This is a genomic window from Endozoicomonas sp. Z74 (assembly GCF_057680865.1).
The window spans coordinates 1-21,977 of the sequence record NZ_JBLYZI010000100.1 but is presented as its reverse complement, the minus strand read 5'-3'; the positions used below and the strand labels follow the sequence as shown (position 1 = coordinate 21,977).

10 protein-coding genes are annotated in these 21,977 nt (G+C 52.3%); 3 read left to right on the top strand and 7 right to left on the bottom strand.

Going from position 1 to position 21,977, the window contains the following annotated elements; genetic code table 11:
* The 3 genes from ACNRUY_RS21320 to ACNRUY_RS21310 form a co-directional block, all read right to left on the bottom strand.
* On the bottom strand, positions 1 to 9,749 hold a 9,749-nt coding region (locus ACNRUY_RS21320), incomplete at its 3' end, for a retention module-containing protein (RefSeq protein ID WP_488113686.1).
* Entirely contained in the window at positions 9,746 to 11,230 is a 1,485-nt protein-coding gene (locus ACNRUY_RS21315; RefSeq protein WP_488113685.1) for an HlyD family type I secretion periplasmic adaptor subunit, read from the bottom strand. The genes ACNRUY_RS21315 and ACNRUY_RS21320, both read right to left, overlap by 4 nt.
* A gap of 9 nt (positions 11,231 to 11,239) precedes the next feature.
* Complete coding sequence (locus ACNRUY_RS21310) at positions 11,240 to 13,408, bottom strand: type I secretion system permease/ATPase (RefSeq protein ID WP_488113684.1); 2,169 nt, start codon at positions 13,406 to 13,408, stop codon at positions 11,240 to 11,242.
* 571 nt (positions 13,409 to 13,979) lie between these two features.
* Between ACNRUY_RS21310 and ACNRUY_RS21305 the strand changes: the two genes are divergently transcribed.
* Together ACNRUY_RS21305 and ACNRUY_RS21300 are read left to right on the top strand one after the other, a co-directional pair.
* Complete coding sequence (locus ACNRUY_RS21305; RefSeq protein WP_488113683.1) at positions 13,980 to 14,207, top strand: hypothetical protein; 228 nt, start codon at positions 13,980 to 13,982, stop codon at positions 14,205 to 14,207.
* 2 nt (positions 14,208 to 14,209) lie between these two features.
* Positions 14,210 to 14,935, top strand: coding sequence for an inositol polyphosphate kinase family protein (locus ACNRUY_RS21300; RefSeq protein WP_488113682.1), 726 nt, complete (start codon positions 14,210 to 14,212; stop codon positions 14,933 to 14,935).
* Between the two features lie 13 nt (positions 14,936 to 14,948).
* On the opposite strand, the gene phoU is transcribed toward ACNRUY_RS21300, so the two are convergent.
* From phoU to ACNRUY_RS21280, 4 genes are all read right to left on the bottom strand, one after another.
* Positions 14,949 to 15,674, bottom strand: coding sequence for a phosphate signaling complex protein PhoU (gene phoU, locus ACNRUY_RS21295; protein WP_488113681.1), 726 nt, complete (start codon positions 15,672 to 15,674; stop codon positions 14,949 to 14,951).
* Between the two features lie 21 nt (positions 15,675 to 15,695).
* The gene (pstB, locus tag ACNRUY_RS21290) at positions 15,696 to 16,580 is read right to left on the bottom strand and encodes a phosphate ABC transporter ATP-binding protein PstB (RefSeq protein ID WP_488113680.1); all 885 of its coding nucleotides are present in this window, start codon (positions 16,578 to 16,580) and stop codon (positions 15,696 to 15,698) included.
* 83 nt (positions 16,581 to 16,663) lie between these two features.
* Positions 16,664 to 18,352 carry a phosphate ABC transporter permease PstA gene (gene pstA, locus ACNRUY_RS21285; protein ID WP_488113679.1) on the bottom strand — a complete coding sequence of 563 codons (1,689 nt, stop codon included), beginning with the start codon at positions 18,350 to 18,352 and terminating at the stop codon, positions 16,664 to 16,666.
* Between the two features lie 11 nt (positions 18,353 to 18,363).
* Positions 18,364 to 20,664, bottom strand: coding sequence for an ABC transporter permease subunit (locus ACNRUY_RS21280; protein WP_488113678.1), 2,301 nt, complete (start codon positions 20,662 to 20,664; stop codon positions 18,364 to 18,366).
* 904 nt (positions 20,665 to 21,568) lie between these two features.
* On the opposite strand from ACNRUY_RS21280, the gene ACNRUY_RS21275 reads away from it, so the two are divergent.
* On the top strand, positions 21,569 to 21,817 hold the full coding sequence (locus ACNRUY_RS21275) for a type II toxin-antitoxin system ParD family antitoxin (RefSeq protein WP_488113677.1): 249 nt from the start codon (positions 21,569 to 21,571) through the stop codon (positions 21,815 to 21,817).
* Positions 21,818 to 21,977 lie beyond the last annotated feature (160 nt).

The window sequence follows — 21,977 nt, the reverse complement described above, 5'->3', positions numbered from 1 at the left end:
CCAGACCCTCCCATGGTTGACCAGGAGGGTCTGCTGACCAGCATATACTGGTTGGCATTATCGGGGTTCTGAACAAAACCGAACGCTTCTCCAAAGTTGCTCCCAGTGTGAAACTCAATCTGGCTGATGTCTTCAGGCTCAATGCTGGTCGAACCATAAGTGGTGAGCACATTGTAATTGGCATTTAAAGTGACATCAGGTTCATACTCGACTACCAGAGGCTCCGGTGCAGACTCTGAAGCTATCGTGGTTATCACCGGCTGCATTTGAGTCGTACTATAACCATCATCTCGATAAAATTTACTGTTGACTGCTGGGGGATCAACCCAGTTCAGGCTAGTGGCCTGAGAAACCAGCTGGTTGGCCTCGGCCTGCTCTGATGAAGAACTCTGATAATTCGGGCAGATCCATCTCGCCGCTGTTCTCGTGTATTGAAGCACTTCTCCTGAACTCGAGAAGGTCACATAATTCAAAAGAATAGAGTTATCCCAGTCGCCAGACCCTCCCATGGTTGACCAGGAGGGTCTGCTGACCAGCATATACTGGTTGGCATTATCGGGGTTCTGAACAAAACCGAACGCTTCTCCAAAGTTGCTCCCAGTGTGAAACTCAATCTGGCTGATGTCTTCAGGCTCAATGCTGGTCGAACCATAAGTGGTGAGCACATTGTAATTGGCATTTAAAGTGACATCAGGCTCATACAAGACTTCCACTATTTCAGGCTGTGAATGAGCGGCATTAATCGTAAATTCATACTCTTCACTGGAAGAAAAGCCATCACTGACGGTAAAACGAAAACGAGTAGATTGAGAGGGCTCTTGATCCGGCGCACGGTAGGCCAGTTTAGAAATATCTGCAGCACTGATCACCTGTCCCGCTGTAACAGCACTGCCATCCAGGCTCAGCGTTCCTGAATCGGGTACTGCCGTTATCGCCACTGACTGAAGGCTGTCACCTGCATCAGCGTCTGAAAAATTAAAATCATCCACCGAAAAGCTATAAACGCTTCCAGTGGTCATTATCAGGTTATTGCCTTCTGCTACCGGTGCCTCATTAGCACCGGTGTCAACGAAGTTATCCGGCGATTCTAACTGGAGATTGCCATCATTGAGCAGGTTGTTAATGATTTCTGAGTCAGAACTGCCAAGAGACGACAGATCAATCCCTTCCAACTTGATTTTCTGGGTTACATTCCCATCTGCCTGAGGTTTCACCTCTAAAGTGGTATCTCCATTTTCAAAGTTCAGGCTGAGGTACTGATCTAAAGCCTCACTTTCGTCAATCAATACATCACTAAGGTCAATAACATCCCCACCCTCACCAAGCTGGAAGTCAACAATCACATCTTCAGCTGGCTCCTGGGCCGTTCCCAGGTCATCCGATGACCAGGCAAAACTGTCTGAACCTTCTCCACCGGAAAGGGTGTCATTACCCGCACCGCCAAAAATTACATCATCCCCGGCCTGCCCAAGAATCGTTTCTGATTCTGCAGTCCCGTTGATGATTTCACCGCTTGCAGTGCCTTCTAATCGCGAAGATTCAACGACCAGATTACTTAAACCACTGCCTGCGCCCTCAAAATGCAGGAAGAAGCCATCCCAGTTCGCAGGATTGCTGGCATCCGTTGCCCCCTGGTCCAGGCCGAGATTAAGATCCGTCAGTTCGGGAAGGACCGTCCAGTCCGAGTTCCCCCCCGAAAGATTTTTGAACATCAGGGTTCCCTTTCCCTGTCCATTATTGGCTTCCGTATCAATCTCCCAGCGAAAACGGAACCAGCTGGTGTCACTTCCTACACTCGTGTTCACGGTAGAACCATCGGCAAGCGCTACGTGAAGGAAACTGTTGTTGACGCCGCCAAAACTGAACTTCAACCCCTGTTCATTATTAGAGCCCTTGGCAGTAATCTGCCCACTGCCATCCAGGTCTGAACCAATACCAAAAACGCTTCCCCAATAGTTCTTCTTCATATCCACTTCAAGAACGAACGAGCCGGCATTATTCATATCCGGCAGCAGGCCGACATTGGAATCCAGCAGGGTGGCACTGGCTCCAACGCCACCGCCGGCCCAGTCATAGGTCATGGCTTTACCACCATCATAGGCCGTATCACCAATGACAATAGCCGCATCGTGGGTATTACCAAACCGCTCCACTACCCAGCCATTTTGTCCATTCAAATTGCCTGCAGAGTAATCCGAGAAATCCTCAGCATGGGTATAAGCCTCATAATTCAGGGAGAACTGGTATTCTTCGCTGAGTGCCGACCCATCGCTGACAATAAAGCCAAACTGAGTTCCCGAACCTTCAACGTCTGGCGACGTATAGGTTAACCGGGAGATATCCGCAGCACTGATCACTTGACCGGCTGTGACAGCGCTGCCATTGAGGCTCAGCGTTCCTGAATCGGGAATTGTTGTTATCGTCACTGAATGAAGGCGGTCACCTCCATCCACATCTGAGAAATTAAAATCACTCACCGAAAAGCTATAAACGCTTCCGGTGGTCGTTAACAGGTTATTGTCTTCAGCTTCCGGTGCTTCATTGATATCCAGGACATCAATCACCACCCTCTGTTCGGACTGCACACCTGCGGAATCCGTTACCTGCACCCACACAACGTGGGAGTCTGACGATTCGTAATCCAGGCCATTGCCATCCGCGACCCGGATCGCGCCCGTATCCTGATCAATCACAAACCGCCCTTCAGCATCATCCAGCAGTTCAAAACTCACCGCGGTTCCCTCGGTCACGTCGACCTGACCGACGATCGTCCCGGCTGCCGCATGCTCCTGAACCCCAGTGCCCAACCCCAGGCTGGTACTGAACACTTCCGCGTTCCCTCCCTGCTCCGAGGTCCAGAGTGCCTGAAGGGCTCCATTGCTCAGCTGCACCACCTGGGGATCAAACTGCTCTCCTGCGGTCGTACTGTTTATCGCCACTTCCCCGGTCAGCGCCGAACCGTCAGCCGCAAACTGGCGGCCAAATACGCCCTGACCATCCCCATCCTGGGCGCCACCGGAGGTCCAGGTGATAAAGAAGCCTCCCTCGGCCAGTGTCTCTATATCAAACGACCCCTGGGACCCCTCCGTCGTGACATTGACCCTTTCCGGGCTCCCAATGGCATTACCCGCCGTGTCCCAGCGCTGGAAGTAGAGATCGTCACCGCTCTGGTAAACCGAGACCAGGTCTCCGCTTTCCAGGGCGACGGTTTGGATATCACGATGATCCGCAGGGTTCGTTCCGCCAAAATCGATTTCGGGAGAGGTCGCATTGCCGTCGGCATCAAAGACCTGGAAGCGGGCACTGTTATCCGCTGTAGAACTGCTGCGCCAGCTGACCACAAAGCCGCCATTGGCCAGGGCACTGATATCCGGTGTCGCGAATCCCCAGCCGCCAGAGCTACCCGCATTCACCACCAAAAGCTCATTGCCGGCGTCATCAAAAATATGAACTTTGTTATTGAACCCATCGGTACTGACCACCGACACCGTGGCGAAGCGGTTATCAGCCAGAGCCGTAACAGAAGCCTGGTAATGGGAGGTACCCACTGAAAACTCGCCCTTGAGGGTATTACCTTCAGCATCAAAGACCGCTAACCTGGCCGACTGCCAGGAGCCTGGCGAAAAATATTCCCAGGAGACCGCGTAATGGCCATTGTCCAGTGCCACCACTTCAGGAAACCGGACATAATCAGACTCGGTGGGCACTGACGTGTTAATCTGGAATTCCTCACCGGCCGATACCAGCCCTGTCTGGTCAGCGGTCAGACTGACATTATCAAACGCGATCTGAGGTCCGCTGTTTTTGATCAGCTCTATTTTCAGGGGTTCGCCTATGGCGGCAGAATCAGGAGGGATAGAGCCGCCATCCAGGTTCAGGGTCAGTGTGGCAAACTCCCCCTCTGCCGGAGTGATTGAACCGTCGCTGACCAGTTCCACGCCCCCCGCTGAAAGGCGAACGGTGTAATCGGCAAGACCCGCAGCATCATTTCGGTTGCCTACATCAACCTTGAGGGTATAGCTCTGGCCCCGGTTGAAGGTTTCTGTCAGGGTCTGACTGATGACGCCGCCATCCTGATTAATAAAGCCAGCGTTCTCGCCCTCAGAAGCCTGTTGTGTCAAATGGCTCGCGGAATAATCATGAATACCATCATGTACGCTGGAAAAAGACCAGGCACTGGCGCCGGGCTGATGCGTGTAACCACCATCGGCAAGACTGACACTTTCAAAACTGGGGTCACCAATGGCAATCTCCCGGGGGCTCTCCAGATAATGGTATTTCTGCCCCATGATGGCATGGTCACCGTTGGCATCCGACCGCCAGACCGCCAGGTAACCACCGTCGGGCAGGGCGGTCAGGGAGGATTCATACTGGCCACTGTCCGCTTCGGTATTCACCTGCTGGTTCTCCACGACCGCTGATCCCAGCGTTGTGGACACCTCAACGGCACCCTCAGCAAAACTCAGCGTACCGGTGCCGGTTGTCGTATCCCGACCATCGGACACCTCATAGTTAAACGCAATATCACCGGTCACATCCGCCGAGGGGGTAAATTCATAGTACTCATGAACATCAACGACATTAGTCGTCTCACTGACCGTGAAGTGACCGGCAGTATCGGTCATCTCACCATTGAGAACCCTGAGGTCAAACGCCAGCTGATCACTGCCTTGGGCCACACTGATGCCCGCTTCAATCTGCGCCTGGGTCACCACATCGTAAGCCATGGACAGGTGACCGATGTTGGTATTGGTCATGGACTGGGCACTGTCGAACCCACCGCCGTAACTGTCCTGCTCCTGCCCTACGGTTACCCAGCTATCAGCAGGCATACTGAAGCCCTGCTCATCCACTACGCTTCCAACCAGCTCCTGATTGTCATACAGCTTGAACTCACCGCTGATGCTGTCCCAGGTGATTGCAATGGTGTGGGATTCCCCGTCGTAGACATTAATGTCATCAAACCGAATGACAGAATCCCCTAAATCCAGCCTGAGCGAACCGTCACTGTTCCAGATGTAAACATTCAGCTGTTTATTTTCAGCGGGGTTCATCACACTGAGAATGGAATCAAGACTGCCGGAATGAGAGCCTGTCGACGTGTATTCAAACTCGAGGGAGAACGCGTCAAAACCGGAGAGTTTTTCATCCAGAGCCAGCAAACCATCCGTTTGTGCCCCAAACTGGAGGCTGCCCACGTCATTCAGCGTCCCATCATTGCCGCTGTAGCTGACACTCTCAATGCTGAGACGGTCACCTTCCTGATCCGTGGCCCCGGACAGCAGGTCTTCCCTGGTAAAGCGAATGACTTGATCCTCTACCCCCTGGGCAGAAAAAGGCAACTCCGCCAACACCGGCCCGTCATTCCGACCGCTGATCGTCACTGTGATGTCATGAGGGGTGCCATCCACAGAGCGCACACTGATCGTCTCCGTCAGACTGTCACCCTCGCCCAGCTGTTGAATGGCCGCTTGGCTGTTGTCCGCGCTGTAACTCCAGGTACCGTTTGCATCAATACTCAGAGAGCCGTAAGTGCCGTTGACCGTTTCGGCAGTAAACGCCGCTTCACCACTATCAACGTCCGTTACCGTCAATGCTCCAGTCGCAACCAGTGTCGAGCCATCGTCTTCCGTTACACTGCCGGTATCCACACCACTGATCTGGGCGCCATCGCTCTCACCATTGATGGTGATGGAAATGTTATGAGTCGTTCCATCCACAGAACGCACACTGACCGTATCCGTCAGGCTCTCACCTTCGCCCAACTGTTGAATGACTGGCTGCTGTTTGTCTGCGCTGTAACTCCAGTGGCCATTCTCGTCAATGGTCAGAGATCCATAATCACCCGACAAAACCTCTTCAATAAATAAACTTTCATCAGAGTCAGTATCACTGACTTCCAGGATACCGGAAGCCGTCAGGATGTCAGGATCAAATTCGTCCCCAATAAGCCGACTGTTCAATTCCGTTTTTATTGCATAACCACCAAAGCTCATTGCTCGAATAGAGCCTTGAAAGTTTGAGGAAGAAGCATCGAATCCTGGATCAGATGCTCCGTAAAAGGTAGTCCAGGCACTGTCGGAACGGGAAAATTCAACAGGGCCTTCAAAAATATCCAGAATGCTGAGCTCTTCAACATCTCTTCCATCTACATCCAAAACCCGGTTATCCACCAGAATCCGGGATTGGCTGCTGCTATGGTTGGGATAATAAACAACCCATTCGACCTGGCCGCCGGTTATTTCCAGTGCATATTTTTCCGGTTCAGGGTCTCCTCCTTCTTCCGTCACACTGCCGGTATCCACACCACTGATCTGGGCGCCATCATTCTCACCCTGGATTGTGATCGTGATGTCATGAGAGGTGCCATCCACAGAGCACACACTGACCGTATCCGTCAGACTGTCACCCTCGCCCAGCTGCTGAATGGCTGATTGGCTGTTATCGGCGCTGTAACTCCAGTTACCGTTCTCATCAATACTCAGAGAGCCATAAGAGCCGCTGACCGTTTCGGCAGTAAACGCCGCTTCACCACTATCTGCGTCCGTTACAGTCAATGCTCCAGTCGCAGCCAGTGTCGTGCCATCGTCTTCCGTTACACTGCCGGTATCCACACCGCTGATCTGGGCGCCATCGTTCTCACCCTGGATCGTAACCGTGATGCCGTGAGTGGTGCCATCCACAGAACGAACACTGACCGTATCGGTTAATGTGTCACCCTGACCCAGCTGCTGAATGGCCGACTGGCTGTTATCCGCGCTGTAACTCCAGTTACCGCTCTCATCAATACTCAAAGAGCCATAAGAGCCGCTGATCGTTTCGGCAGTAAACGCCGCTTCACCACTATCGACGTCCGTTATCGTTAATGCACCCGTGGCTGTCAGGGTGACGGCATCCTCTTCCGATACGGTGCCGATATCAACACCGGCAATGATGGCCCCATCATTTTTCCCGACAATTCTGATGGTGGCTTCCTGGGAAGCCTGCCCCCCATTACCATCAACAACATCGTATCGATAATGAACCGTCTCAACGTCACCTTCAGATAAAAACTCATACACTTCAGGATCCACAACCAGCTGGTTCCCCGATAGGCTGACACCCGAATCATTACCGCTTTCAAGGGTCAGATGAGCAATGTTCAGCGTGTCACCATCAACGTCACTGGCATGATCAAGCAGGTCTACTGTGAAGGTTCCGTCATCTTCCAGCCTTTCTGTTTCAAGTGGCTGACTGACTTCCGGGGCATCATTGACAGCATCCACATCAAAACGGAAAGTGGCCATTTCGGAATACAGTTCTCCGTCACTGACTGAAAACCCAAAATGCGTGTATTCACTGCCAAATTCATGAGCGCCCGGTACAAATTTAAGGCGTCCCGCCAATAGATCACTTTTAGTCAGTTCAACTCCGGAAGTAGCGGGTGCATTGTTGTATAAAAGCGCTCCGTCAAGCGGCAGGGATTCAATTCGAATGCTCTGAAGCTGGTTTCCTATATCAACATCCGCAAACGCAAAATCTCTGTCTGTAAAAATATAGGTATTGTCTTCAAGAAGGGTGGCCTCGGCATCCTGGGTCTCTGGCCGGTCATTGACTGGAACCATGTCCACATGCAGCACTTTGCTGATGGTTGCCTGGTCACCGTTTTCTGACTCGGTGGTCGTGGCAGTAAACGTCAGGTCAAAGTCATCATGCTGGTTGGTTTCCGGAATCCACTGCAATGAGTTCAGCTGCCAGCCATCCAGATTCAAGGCGGTGCCATCTGCAGCAAAATGGCGGGTTCCATCGGTCAGAACACTTCCCGAGGGGAGCCCGGAAACAACCAGAGAAAGCGACTCCGAGCCATCAAGGTCTACTAACTGAGCGCTGATATCCAGCGGCAGCGGTTCATCTTCAAAGCTGCTGACCACGTAGTCATAACCTGGAACATCACTGGTATTGGCATTGATGGCCAGCTCAGCAACATCCGCACTCGCTGTCACATCAAAAGAATAGGCATGCTCTTCCGATAGCTGAATGCCATCACTGACCCGAAAAGTGAAACCGGCATAATTGTCTCCAGACTCATGCTCCCCGGGGCTGAAAAGAAACCGTCCACTTTCAATATCAGCTCTGGAAATATCCTGCCCCGGTACAATTCCCTGGCCATCCAGCGTTAACTGGCCTTTGGCAGGAAGCGTGGTGATCTGGACGGAATCCAGGGCACTGCCTCTATCAATATCATTGAAGGGAAAGTCTGAAAGAGTAAATGAATAAGCACTGTCTTCTGTCACCGTGCTTGCGTTGTCAGCACTGACAGGCGCATCATTCCTTCCCTCGACAGTAACGGTGGCCCGCTGGTCAACATACCCTCCCTGGTCATCACGAACCTGGTACTCATAGGTGATCTCTTCAATGTCACCTTCACCCAGGTAGTCATAATCAGAAGGGTTCACATTGAGAGAATACCCTCCGGATGGAGTGATCCCTCTTGGGTCTCCTGCCACCAGTTGCAAAGAAGCAATACTCAGGGTATCTGAAGCATCGATGTCTTCTGCACCCTGCAAAAGATTCACTTCAAAGGGCTGCCCATTCTGGTCTGCCCCCGCGAGAACCGCGCTGCTCACTGTTGGAAGATCATTACTGCCGGAAAGGACAATCTCAGCGGTCTGGACAGTGTAACTGCCGTGGGAGTCCATCACCCGGAATTCATAACGAAGGGTTTCCTGCTCCCCTTCCGCTAAAAACCGGTACGCCGGAGGATCAACAATCAGCTCTGTGCCATTCTCGGAAAGACGAACACCCACTTCATTCCCTGACACCCGCCTCAGGTGGCTGACACTGAGGGTGTCGCTGGCATCAACGTCTGAGGCATGGTCAAGAAGGTTAACACTCAGCGTTTCCTGGTTCTGCCCTGCTTCGCCTGCAACAATCTCTGAGACTTCAGGAGTGTCATTGACACCGGTAACCACAATATCAACAACCGCACTGCCTTTTGCCCCCCGGGAATCCTCAACTTCAAAAGTGAAGGCAACGGATGCCTGTTCCTCTTCGCCAAGGTATTGAAAGGCCTCACCCGGATCGAAGGTAAAGCGTCCATCCAGTGATAATGTCAGTTCACCGGACTCAGGCCCCGATAACAACCGGTACGTCAGAACATCGCCAGCATCACCGTCTGTGGCTTTCACATAGCCACTGAGCACCGGTCCATCTTCCGTCACCACCTCTGTGGTGCTCAGGGCCAGAGGGGCCTGATTCCCCGGTATGGAATCCTCTTCCTGAACCGGTTCGGCCGAAAAGGCCTCTTGCTCAATCAGGGCCTCGTCTTCGCCCTCATCGGGTAACCCATTGTCAAACTCATCATCTTCCCGCTCTACAATGGGAGCACTACTGTACCCCCCCTCTCCCTCCGGGGTCGAATCACTGCTCTGAGCCTCGCCCCCGGCAGGGGCTTCAGTCACTTCAGAAGGGTCTTCCCCCTGAGCAATGGCCTCCTGCATGGCCTCAACATCTTCCTGGATGTCGCTACCAGACTTTGACGCAATAAATTGGGCATTGAGAAATATTGAACTCTGGCCTGGAACATTCACCACCTGGCCATTGTTCAATTGAAATTGGGCGGTCGCACCCGCTTCAGAGGAAACTTGCTCATTCAGATAAATGGGGTCACCTGGCTGGAGAACCCGCTGACTGCCATCCGCTGCCGTGGCAACAACGTCACCCTGAACCTCTGTTACATAGCCAATGACCTGATTGATATTTGAGTTCATCTTTCAGTCAATGCATTCTGCCTGGCTTTAAGAATCGGTTTGAGCATGTACTGCATCAATGTTTTTTTGCCCGTGATGATGTCTACATTGGTTCGCATACCCGGGATGATCATCAGAGGCTTTTCCGGGGTGCCCACATGGCTTTTATTGGTTCGAATGTGGACAATGTAAAAACTCTCCCCTTTTTCATCCTTGATGGTATCAGCACTGATGTGCTCCACAGAGCCCTCAAGCCCACCGTAGATCGCAAAGTCGTAAGCCGTCAGTTTTACGATGGCTTTCATCCCTTCTCTCAAAAAGCCAATGTCTTTAGGCTGGACCTGGGCTTCCACCAGAAGATTGTCCTCAATGGGCACAATTTCCAGCAAGCTCATGCCGGGCTGCACCACACCACCCACAGTAGTGACATGTATTTTCTTAACAATGCCATTCATGGGGGAGCGAATCAAAGTCCGATCCACCTGGTCTTCCAGAACATTGTTTGACTCACTCAACTGATCCAGGTGCAATTCCGTCTCCTGAAGCTTTTCAACCACCTCCTCCCGAAACTGCAACCTGATTTCTTCCTTGCGAGCCAGAGCTTCCTGATAAGCAGCCCTGAGCTTGGGAATACTCAGTTCAGTCATCCGCTTTTCCGACTCCAGATCATTGACCCGCTGTTTCAACTGGATCAACTCCACTCTTGAGACCACCCCCTGCCTGGCCAGAGGAACGGTCAAGCGGAGTTCATCCCGTCCCAATTCATAGCTGTTGATCAGGAACTTCAGCTGCGCCCTGGCCGCATTGAGTTCGTGCTCTGCCTGGCTGGCCTGTTTATTGGACACTTCCAACTCAGCTTTCAGGCTTTGTGAACGCTGGTTATACACATCCTGCTCCCGACGGATATAGTCTGGATGCTCATCCAGTGCCTTGGGAAAACTCAATGGTTTTCCTGACAGCTCGGCCCTGAGCCTGGCGGCCTTAGCCAGCTCACCAAAATACTCAATATTGCTTTCACGAAAGCTGGATGAAAACTGGGTATCATCCAGCTGCATCAAGGGCTGCCCAGCACTGACCTGCTCCCCCTCCTGAACATACAGCTTTTCCAGAATGCCGCCTTCCAGGTTTTGAACGACTTGCAGACGGGATGAAGGAATAACACTCCCCATCCCCCGGGTGACCTCATCCAACCGGGCAAAACTGGCCCAGGTCAGGGCACTGAACAAAGCCAACAACATGGTATAAATCAGAAAACGCCCTCCACGGGGAGTTTTCATCAACAGGGCAGCATTGGTGTCCGAGATGTACTCCATCTCTTCTTCGCGAACATTTTCAGTCGCACTTTCCAGACAATCAGCACCGTCATTGGCAGCAGCGGCATCGGGTTTGACCACCATTGCTGCTTCTGGTTGATCCTGTTTGCTGTCCTGACCGGGCTTTGCCGGGTGTGCTTCCGGGCGGGATGCCTGTCCCTGATTTTCAGTGCTCTTTTTGGTGCTCATAGCCACAACCTATTCAATCTTCAACTTTCCCTGTTTCAGGGCGGCATGCACCTGATCCTTGGGCCCATCGGCAACAATACGGCCGTTATCCATCACTATCAGACGATCCACCAGGTCCAGCATGGAGGCCTTGTGGGTCACCAGCAGCAGCGTTTTATCCTGGCAACGGTTACGCAACTGGTCCTTCATTCTCAGCTCCGTGGTGTTGTCCATAGAGCTGGACGGCTCGTCCATGACCAGAATAGGCGGATCCATCAACAGCGCCCGCGCCATGGCAATACTCTGACGCTGTCCACCGGACAGGTTCTGGCCACGCTCACCGACAATCATATCCAGGCCGTTAGGGTGCTTATTGGCAAACTCGGTAACCCCGGCAATCTCAGCGGCCCTGAGCAGCTGACTGTCTTCAACATGGTTGGCTCCAAGGGTGATGTTTTCCTTGATGCTTCCGTAGAACAGGGTGATATCCTGAGAGACACAGCCAATGCTGCTGCGAAGATCCGTCGGGTTGATCTGCCGAAGATCAATTCCGTCAATGCGAACAGCCCCCTCTTCCGGTTCATACAGCCCCAGCACCAGCTTTTCCAGGGTCGTCTTGCCGGAACCAATCCGGCCGATAATGGCCACTTTTTCTCCCGCTTTGATTTTCAGGGAAACTTCCCGAAGCGCCTGAATCTCCTGGTCAGGGTAAGTAAAATTGACCGCATCAAACTCGATAGTGCCTTTTAGATCGGGGCGATTCACATAATCCCTGTCTTCGTGGCGCTCAATGGGCATTCCCATGATCTGGTTAAGCCCATCAAGGGCTGACTTTGACTGGTTATACCGGGTGGCCAGGCCTGCAATCTGGGCCATTGGCGCCAGGCACCTTCCAGAAAGCATCACTGAAGCAATCAGCCCTCCCATACTCAGCTCGCCTTCCGAGATCAGGTACACCCCCAGAATGATCATGCCAATGTTTCCGATCTGCTGAACAAAGGCGCTGAAGGAGGAAGCAGAAGAACTCAGTAGCTTGGTTTTGATGCTCCAGGTGGCAATATGGCTGACCGCTTTCTCCCATTTGTGCTGGACATCACTTTCAGCCTGGGCAATCTTCAGCGCTTCCATACCCGACAAGCTCTCAATCAGCGTTGCACTCTTCTGGGCACTGGAGCGTAATGTTTTTTCTACCGAGCGTTTCAGAGGCCCTTGTATGGCAAAGCTGTAGATCCCGATAATGGCCATACAGGTGACAGGAACCACCGCCAGAGGGCCGCCCAGAACAAAGATGACAAAGAGGATGATGAAGGTGAATGGCAAATCCACCAACGCCACCACCGTGGAAGAGGTAATGAATTCCCGGATACTTTCAAAGTCCTGGAGACTTTTGGCAAAGGAACCCACAGAGGTTGGCTTGGCCTTCATACTCAGGCCCAGAACTTGCTCCATAATCCTTGAGGACAAAAGAATGTCTGACTTCTTCCCGGCCAGATCGATAAAATAACTTCGTACCATTTTCAATACGAAGTCAAAACTGAAGACAATCAAAGCGCCAATCGCCAGTACCCAGAGTGTTTCAATGGCGTGATTGGGAACCACCCGGTCATAGACATTCATTACAAACAGCGGACTGGCCACCACAAAGATATTAATCAGCAATGAAGCCAGCAAAACATCCCGGTAGATTCTCCAGGAACCAAGAATGGTTCCCCAGAACCAATGCTTGGAGCGCACATTCAGTTTCTGGGAAGTTCGCTGGTCATAACGGAATTTTTCACGGATATAAATGACATAGCCGGTATAGTGCTCTTCCAGATCCTCAAGCTTGACCCGTTTCACCCCATCCCCGGTTTCAGGAATGATCACCCTGGCTTTGCCTTCCACCACATCTATATCCACCAATACACAGGCTCTTTTCTTGTTGAGCAACAGAACCGCCGGTGTTACCAGGGAAGAAATTTCAGAAAGCTTCCGTTTATGAATTTTGGCTGACAACCCTGAACGATCAGCAGACCGCATAAATACTTCTGCTGTAAATCGACCATTTTCCAGAGGCATCCCGGCCCGCAGGGACTCTTCAGAGAAGGGATTGCCGTAATATCGGGTAAGAATGGCCAGGCACCCCAGCAAAGAGTCCGCCTCTGCTGGCTGCTTGTCCGGCACATCCCAGGATTCATCAAGTGCGCTTGAATGGTTCATGGATACCTGCTGATGATTTCTTCCGTGATGGTTTCAGCATTGTGTTACTTCAATACTGCTTAATGCTCATTGAAAGTTTATGAGTTATAGATTAGCCCAGAATTCTGATGACTTTTTTCAAAGCAGTCACCAATCCCTTATGGAAAGGATTCAATAATCCATCATTGATATATCTATAAGTAATTCTTTAAATAAACCAGGGGATGAATCTTAATGCCTGGCAACATCAGAAAAGGCTTTACAGCGCCCTCTTCAGGAAATGATTTAAAAAGAAATGAAATACATAAAAACCCTGAAGAAAGGCATATCGCCTCAGGAAATGCCCGTGGCCGAACGGTCGGAAAGCACTGCCCCGAACAAAAAATCATACCAAACACAAGAAGCTCTCATGATTCATCAGGCTTTATTCATACATCATGGAAAATTCATGCTGATTCCGACAGAGGAAGTCATTATTTGACACCTCCCAGAGAACATCCAAGTTACGGTTTTCTAAAACCACCGTTTTCTGGCAATGCATGGCAACCCGTTGACGCATATCAACCCTGTCCAGAATGCAGCGGTCAAAAAAATGACCCTAAAGGCATTCAATACCAACCTGAGCCACTACCGTTTGAAAGCCCTTATTTCCCCACCCCCTCTAATGACGCTTCTGAATATCCTCCCCCCTATGAAGCACTTCACATATATGAGCGGATTGATGGTGATTCTGACTCAAACCTGTACAACGAGCTCTCTGAAGTTCATCGACAGCCTGAGGGAGAAAGCTCTCAAGTCGCAGGCCATGCGGGTTGCATAACGATGCTGAGTGACCGGTTGATTGCCAAAATGACCAATTCAGAGGAAGCCGAAATCTACCAATGGCGACATACTCTGGGACTGGATTCAGTCATACCCAAAACAGTGGATGCAGAAGCTCTGGGCCCCGGTGAAAGGGAGGCACTGGCACCATTACTGAAGCGTGCGGAAGAACAGGGCAAGGAAATCATCATTCCCGAGCGGCTGGGGGCCAGGATACCTGAGGGTAGAAAAATGGAAATGGATATCAAGCTTGGGTTTGAAACCGCCTCGGTGGAACAGTTGAGCCGGTCCGGTCACCCCCATCCTCACCGGAAAAAAGCCAGGCATGGCATTATGGACAGACTCTTTAAATCAAAAGAAAGAGGCTACCGGGTTGAAGGTTTTAAAAACAAGGGAGAGCCGGTTGACCAGAACCGGTTACGTCTGACACAGAATTCCAATCAGCATATTAAAGAGTTGATCAACAGCTGCGGAATAGAAAACCGGAGACACATTATTGGATCTTTACGGGAGATACGAGACCGGCTACAGCAGGCAGATATCACCTTTATAGCCAGCAGTTTACTGGTGGTGGTTGACACTGAGTACCCTGAAAACACTCAGGTAAAACTGATCGACCTTGCCCACCCGGTGCATGCCGGGTGGGGGGGGTATCAAAAATACAAAAAAGATTTGATACGAAGCCTGGACCGGCTAATTGACTACACATACCGGTGTATAGAATAAAGTGATACAGCGGTTACTGCTGATCAAACACCTCTTCCTGCATTCGCTTCAGGCCAATATGACGGACATCCGTTCCCTTCACCAGATAAATGACATATTCCGCAATATTCCTGGCGTGATCACCAATGCGCTCCAGAGACCGGAGCACCCACATAATGTTCAAAACCCGGGTGATTGAACGGGGATCTTCCATCATATAAGTCACCAGCTCCCGGGTGGCGCTTTTGTATTCACGGTCAACCGCCTTGTCCTCCTTGGCCACTGCCAGGGCCTGCTCCGCATCAAAGCGGGCAAACGCATTCAGGGCATCCTGGGTCATCTGCCGGACATGGCTCCCGATGTGGCGGGTTTCTATATAGCCTTTCGGGGCTTCCCCCTGCTCCGAAAGCTTGATGGCAAAACGGGATATCTTGGCGGCTTCATCCCCGATACGCTCCAGATCGGTAGCCACTTTGGTACAGGCCAGTACCAGCCGCAGATCGCTGGCGGCGGGCTGACGACGGGCGAGAATACGGGAACACTCCTGATCAATGGAGATTTCCATAAAGTTAATGTCTGAGTCTTTCTCACAGACGGTTGTGGCCAGGTCACTGTCTGCATTAATCAGGGACTCAATGGCGTCACTGACCTGCTTCTCCACCATTCCCCCCATGGACAGCAGACTGTTACGAAGCTCTTCCAGCTCATGATTAAACTGCTGGGAGATGTGATCTGTCAGCAGGTCATTCTTGATATCCATCGTTCACTCTCCTGATTCCGCTTAACCGTAACGGCCGGTAATGTAGTCTTCTGTCTGCTTTTTCCCGGGGTTGGTGAACAGCGTATCCGTATCCCCGAACTCCACCAGCTGACCCATGTACATGAAAGCGGTGTAATCGGATACCCGGGCCGCCTGCTGCATATTATGGGTGACAATAACAATGGTGAACTTTGACTTCAGCTCATTGATCAGCTCTTCAATCTTCAACGTAGAGATCGGGTCCAGGGCCGAGGCAGGCTCATCCAGCAGCAGAACCTCCGGCTCCACCGCAATGGTCCTGGCAATCACCAGTCGCTGCTGCTGACCACCGGACAGACCCAGAGCACTTTCATGCAGCCGGTCCTTCACCTCATTCCAGAGGGCGGCACCCTTCAGAGCCCACTCCACCACTTCGTCCAGCACCCGCTTTTTGTTGATCCCCTGAATACGCAGACCATAGGCCACATTTTCATAAATGCTTTTTGGGAAAGGATTGGGCTTCTGGAACACCATCCCGACTCGGCGACGAAGATCGGCAACGTTAACTGCCTTTTCGTAGATATTTATGTCATCCAGTAGAATTTCTCCATCCACACGACAGCCATCCACCAGGTCATTCATCCGGTTCATACTGCGCAGCAGGGTGGATTTACCACAACCGGAAGGCCCGATAAACGCCGTTACCCGCTTTTGAGGAATGTTCATGGAGATATCAAACAAAGCCTGCTTGCTGCCGTAGTGCAGATTCAGGCCTTTGACCGCCATGCAGGTCGCTTCCTGGTCCAGGCTGAGTTTACTGCGGTTACGCCCGAGACTCTCCATATTGAACGCTGGTGATGCTGGCTCTCTTTGAACTTCCACCGTACTCCCCGGTGACTCCAGGGATGAGTGAGATGATGTGTTCACACCCTGCGCCTCTTTCAGTGCTTCACTCAAAACCGTCTCTCCGAAAAAAATGTATCATGATGGAAGCCGCTCTATTCAAGCCGTCACACTTCAAGGCTCTTATACTTTTCCCGCAAATGGTTGCGAATGGCCACCGCCGACAAATTCAACACCGCAATCACAATCACCAGCAACAGGGCTGTGGCGTAAACCAGCGGCCTGGCGGCTTCCACATTGGGGCTCTGGAAACCCACATCAAAGATATGGAAACCCAGATGCATGAATTTCTGGTCCAGGTGCAGAAACGGGTAATTGCCATCAAGGGGCAGACTCGGTGCCAGCTTGACCACACCTACCAGCATCAGGGGAGCCACTTCCCCTGCAGCCCTGGCCACAGCCAGAATCAACCCGGTCATCATAGCCGGGCTGGCCATGGGCAGCACCACCCGCCAGAGGGTCTCTGCCTTGGTTGCCCCCAGGGCCAGGCTCCCCTCACGAACGGAACGGGGAATGCGGGACAGCCCCTCTTCCGTGGCCACAATCACCACCGGCAGGGTCAGCAAAGCCAGAGTAATAGAAGCCCACAGCAACCCTGGTGTCCCAAAGGTTGGGGATGGCAGCGCCTCCGGGAAAAACAGCTGATCAATATGGCCACCGGCAAAATAAATGAAAAACCCGAGACCAAAGACACCGTAAACAATGGAAGGAACCCCGGCCAGGTTGTTCACTGCCACCCGGATCGCCCGGGTCAGCCAGCCCTGGTTGGCATACTCCCGCAGATAAACCGCAGCCACCACACCAAAGGGAGTGACGATGATCGACATCAGGATCACCATCATCACAGTACCAAAAATCGCCGGGAAGACACCGCCCTCGGTATTGGCTTCCCTCGGGTCATCGAGGATGAATTCAGCCACCTTGTCGAAGTAAAAACCGACTTTATCCAGCAAGGCCATGGCATTGGGCTGGTATGCACGCACCACTTTACTGATGGGCTGTTCCAGCTCACGGCCATCAACAGTGGTTGCTACAAAGCTGTCCCGGTTAAACGCCCGGTAGAGATCCCCCAGCTTCGTTTCCAGCTGATGGTACTGCTGGTTCAGCTGTTTTCTTTCCGCCTCAATATCCGCCTGCCTGACCGGGTCCACCTCTCCTTTCAACACCAGGCGACGCTCGGCCAGCCGCAACTGTTCCAGGGCCGCATTAACAGCGCCAATGTCGTGTTTTTCAATGCGGTAAATCGCTTCATAAATCGCCAGGGCACGATCAAGCCGTGCTTTGAACGCAGCATGGGCCCTGTCACCCTCAGCCACGACCACACCCTCTTCTTTAACGGTTTGCAGAAAGCCGTAAAAATTACCCCACTCTCGGCGCTCCAGCACCATGATGTCTTCCGGCCAGGAACGGTCGGTCAGCCATTCATCCACCACCCAGGCAAAATCATGGCCAGTGACATCCCGGTTACCCTGTTTCAGCAGGTTCCGGGTAAAGGTTTCCTGATCCGAATCGATCTCAATCCCGGCGGCTTCAAGGCGCGCAGCCGTCACTTCTTCACTGTCGGCAATTTCACCGGCAACCACTCTGCTGGTATGTCCCGGTGGCTGATAGTCCGCCACCAGAACCTGGCCCGGCCAGAAATGCCCAAGCCCACGAACCGCAATCAAACCCAGCAGGCCCACCACCAGCACCAGGCTGATGGCTACTGAACCGGCATTCAGCCATACCCAGGGAGAGCCACTTTTGAACCACTGTTTAGGAGTGATCCTTGGAGAGAGTCTGATGGATAATTTCATGAGTCACTCTCCTAAAGTGAGCTGTACTTCTTACGGAGACGGTGACGAACCATCTCCGCAGCCGTGTTGACAACAAAGGTGAACAGGAACAGCACCAGCGCTGCCAGGAACAGAATCCGGTAATGGCTGCTCCCCACTTCCGACTCGGGCATCTCCACCGCAATGTTAGCCGCCAGGGTTCGCATGCCCTCAAAGATATTGGCATCCATAATGGGCGTATTACCGGTGGCCATCAGCACAATCATGGTTTCCCCTACCGCTCGCCCCATCCCGATCATCACGGCAGAGAAAATACCGGGGCTGGCGGTCAACAGCACCACCCGGGTCAACGTCTGCCAGGGAGTTGCCCCCAGGGCAAGGGAACCATAGCTCAAGTGCTTTGGCACACTGAAAATGGCGTCCTCCGCAATGGAGAAGATGGTGGGAATCACGGCAAAGCCCATGGCCAGGCCTACCACCAGAGCGTTTCTCTGATCGTAGGGAATGCCCAGCTCCGTGGTCAGCCAGGAGCGCATATCGCCACCAAACAGCCAGAGTTCGAGGCTGCTGTTCAATGACATGGCCAGTGCCGCACTCAGCAGAACCACCGGGATCAACAATCCCGCCTGCATTCCATCAGGCAGAAGGTGTCGTATGCGCGACGGCAGGTTATCCCAGACAAAAGCGAAAACAAGAATCCCCGCCGGAACAAACAGCAACAACGAAAAAATCCCGGGCAGATTGTTCTCAATCAGTGGCGCCAGCCACAACCCCGCCAGGAAACCCAGAATCACCGTTGGCAGCGCCTCCATCAGCTCGATCACCGGTTTGACCTTACGACGCATGCCCGGTGCCATAAAATAGGCGGTATAAATAGCACCACAGATGGCCAGAGGGGTTGCCAGCAACATGGCGTAAAAGGCGGCCTTCAGGGTTCCAAAAGCCAGTGGCATCAAACTTAACTTGGCTTCGAAGTCATTGTTGGAAGCGGAGGACTGCCAGATATACTCCGGCTGGTCATAGGATTCGTACCAGACCTTCCCCCAGAGCGCGGACCAGGAAATCTCCGGATGTTCATTATCCATGGTCAGGAAGTGTGTATTCCCACCCTTTTTGAGCATCAGATAGTTGCCCCTGGGGGCCACCGACAGTTGGTCAATCCGGCCATCCGCCAGGGATGTCCTGAGCAGAGAGCGATTAGCCGAGGTATAGAACAACCCCACCTGCCCGGTCTCGTCCGTGGCCAGAAAGCCCTTGCGACGGTGTTCCGGAACAATCTGGTCAATGGGGGCTGATCCCAGCTGGAAGGAACGAATCTTCCGAAGCACCTGGCCTTCCCCTTCACGCACCATAAACCACTGACTGATCTGGCCCAGGGAGTCTCCTACCAGCAGGGAAACCCCACCCAGCAGAAACTGGACATCCGTTACCCGGGCATCCCCCTCTGTCAGGTCGGCAGTGGTCTCAATAAAGGGGCGGTCAATATCACGAATATTCACCAGTGCCAGTCGATCCGGCCCGGTGGCAATGTACAGCCAGGACTGCTCAGGGTCGATCAGAAGCCTTTTGATTCCGCCTTCCACCCGAGGAAGGGTGACCGCCTGCTGTTCAATAGTGACCGACTCCGTCAGGAAGTCCTCTTCCTTGGTAAAGGCCGTCATTACCGGTTGCCCCTGGATACTGGCGGCCACCAGAAGCTGCTCATCGCTGTCACTGATGGCAAGCTGTGATACAGCCCCATTGACGCCTTCTGCACTCTCTCCTGTCATGGCGCTTTTCATGGAAAGAGGCTGTTCACCGTAGGGATAGCTGACCACCGGAGTGATCACCCGCTGATCATCAGGCCAGGTGATTTTGTAATCGTGTTTGAACAGAATCACCCCACCATCGGACAAACCAGCGGCTACCAGGCTGGAGCCGGAAGGATCCGTTGCCAGGCTGGTAATCCTGGCGCCCTCAGGCACCGGCAAGTCAATGCGTTTGAGCGACTCACCAGACTCCGTCGAAAAAAACCTCAGGGAGCCATCGGAGCCAGCACTCATGGCTATCTCACCCTGCTCTTCCATGGAAAGATACAGAGAGTCCGCGCCCTGAGAGGCGGAAGATGAAGGATAAACCGAGGTTTCAGTCAGTTCAGCGCCCTTGAACAGAGGCACCACTTCATAGAGCAGATAAAAGAAAATCAGCAGAATCGCCAGAATCACGCCCAGACCACCCGCAGCCACTCCCCAGCGGGCCATATGGTCCTTGAAGAAGCGCAATGAGCGATGCTTTTTTAGTGCCGGTGTATTGAAATCAATACCTGGACTGTTTTCAATCGATCTTTGATACATGGCGCAGGCCGTCTGGAATCTTGAGCGTACAATAAAACGTGAATATGACAAAAATGTGACAAAAACATAATAAAGTCGTGGGCTTCCGGACTTTTTTTACAGAGATGTTACAGCCGGAACCCTGGGGGCTGTTGATGTTTTAGCGTGAGCTCAGTGGTTCGTAAAGCGGCCTAACGCAATACCCTAAAGGGCACAAGGGCGAACTGGCGCAGCGCGTAGCATTCTACGTCAAGCCAGTTCAACACAGCCGAAAGGCCACTTTACGAACCACCCGAAGGGCCAAAGCCAGCGCTTCCGTGTAATCGTTGCAGCAGCTTGAAAGACGAGAGTATTCCTGCGCTACTGCGCCTGGGCACGAAACCGCTGGCTTTGGCTGAGCACGCGACAAAACATCAACAGCCCCTAGCTAAACGACGGGGAACTGGCAATATGGGAAGAAGGGGTTTAACTCAGGAGGGGAGTAGGGAAGAACAAAAGAGGCATGGTGGTTGCTGTCATGCCGGTGAGGGGAGGGTCTTATGGGGTAGCTGGTTTTGGGAATTTTCCTTCAGGACAGAGCTGCAAACTCTCATTTTGCTGCTTTACTGCGGTTGACTCATTCAACCCTGTGATCATTGACTCGGCGGAAGTTTTCCGAGCCGCTTCTGGCCCCTGACAGGTCTTTCTAACCAGTGGAGAGGGGACACTCAAATGGGTGAAACCGTTAGCAACTCTTCTACAAAAACGGAAGTGCTTAAAGCAAGTAAGCTCCGCTGATCCATAACAAAAAACAGACTGATTGAACTGATGATCAGGTTTATGAGTGCCCTTTCATTCTTGTTGTATGCCTGCTTGACTTGTGGTTATGGAATACCATAAACAGGTATATATTGGTATTACCAATGCGTACCTGGAGGCGGAGAAAATGGCTAAAAACACCAGTATAACCCTGGGTGAACACTTTGATGGGTTTATTTCCAGCCAGGTTGAAAGTGGTCGTTACGGCTCTGCCAGTGAGGTCATTCGAGCAGCTCTGCGTTTACTTGAAAGCAAAGAAACAAAACTCAATACCCTCAGAAATTTGCTCATTGAAGGTGAGAACAGCGGCGTTGCTGAATACGATTATGAGGCGCTGTTCAAATTAAATGTTGCTAACATGGTCTATACTCCCTGAGCATGAGAATTGTCGTGTAAAGTGGAGTTCCAGCCATGAAACCTCAGCAATTCCAAGACATCCTGAAGTCCATACCCATGATGTCCCCAGAGCAGATCGGTGTCCTCCATAAAACTCTGCCGCCCTCACCCATTGCCGGTGATGCACAAGGTATTTCCGG

What these genes read in the sequence shown, in the direction of transcription:
- ACNRUY_RS21315 (WP_488113685.1), bottom strand. Translation starts at nt 11,230, where the DNA reads ATGAGCACCAAAAAGAGCACTGAAAATCAGGGACAGGCATCCCGCCCG.
- ACNRUY_RS21280 (WP_488113678.1), bottom strand. Translation starts at nt 20,664, where the DNA reads ATGTATCAAAGATCGATTGAAAACAGTCCAGGTATTGATTTCAATACA.
- ACNRUY_RS21305 (WP_488113683.1), top strand. Translation starts at nt 13,980, where the DNA reads ATGACCCTAAAGGCATTCAATACCAACCTGAGCCACTACCGTTTGAAA.
- ACNRUY_RS21275 (WP_488113677.1), top strand. Translation starts at nt 21,569, where the DNA reads ATGGCTAAAAACACCAGTATAACCCTGGGTGAACACTTTGATGGGTTT.
- phoU (WP_488113681.1), bottom strand. Translation starts at nt 15,674, where the DNA reads ATGGATATCAAGAATGACCTGCTGACAGATCACATCTCCCAGCAGTTT.
- pstA (WP_488113679.1), bottom strand. Translation starts at nt 18,352, where the DNA reads ATGAAATTATCCATCAGACTCTCTCCAAGGATCACTCCTAAACAGTGG.
- ACNRUY_RS21300 (WP_488113682.1), top strand. Translation starts at nt 14,210, where the DNA reads ATGCTGAGTGACCGGTTGATTGCCAAAATGACCAATTCAGAGGAAGCC.
- ACNRUY_RS21310 (WP_488113684.1), bottom strand. Translation starts at nt 13,408, where the DNA reads ATGAACCATTCAAGCGCACTTGATGAATCCTGGGATGTGCCGGACAAG.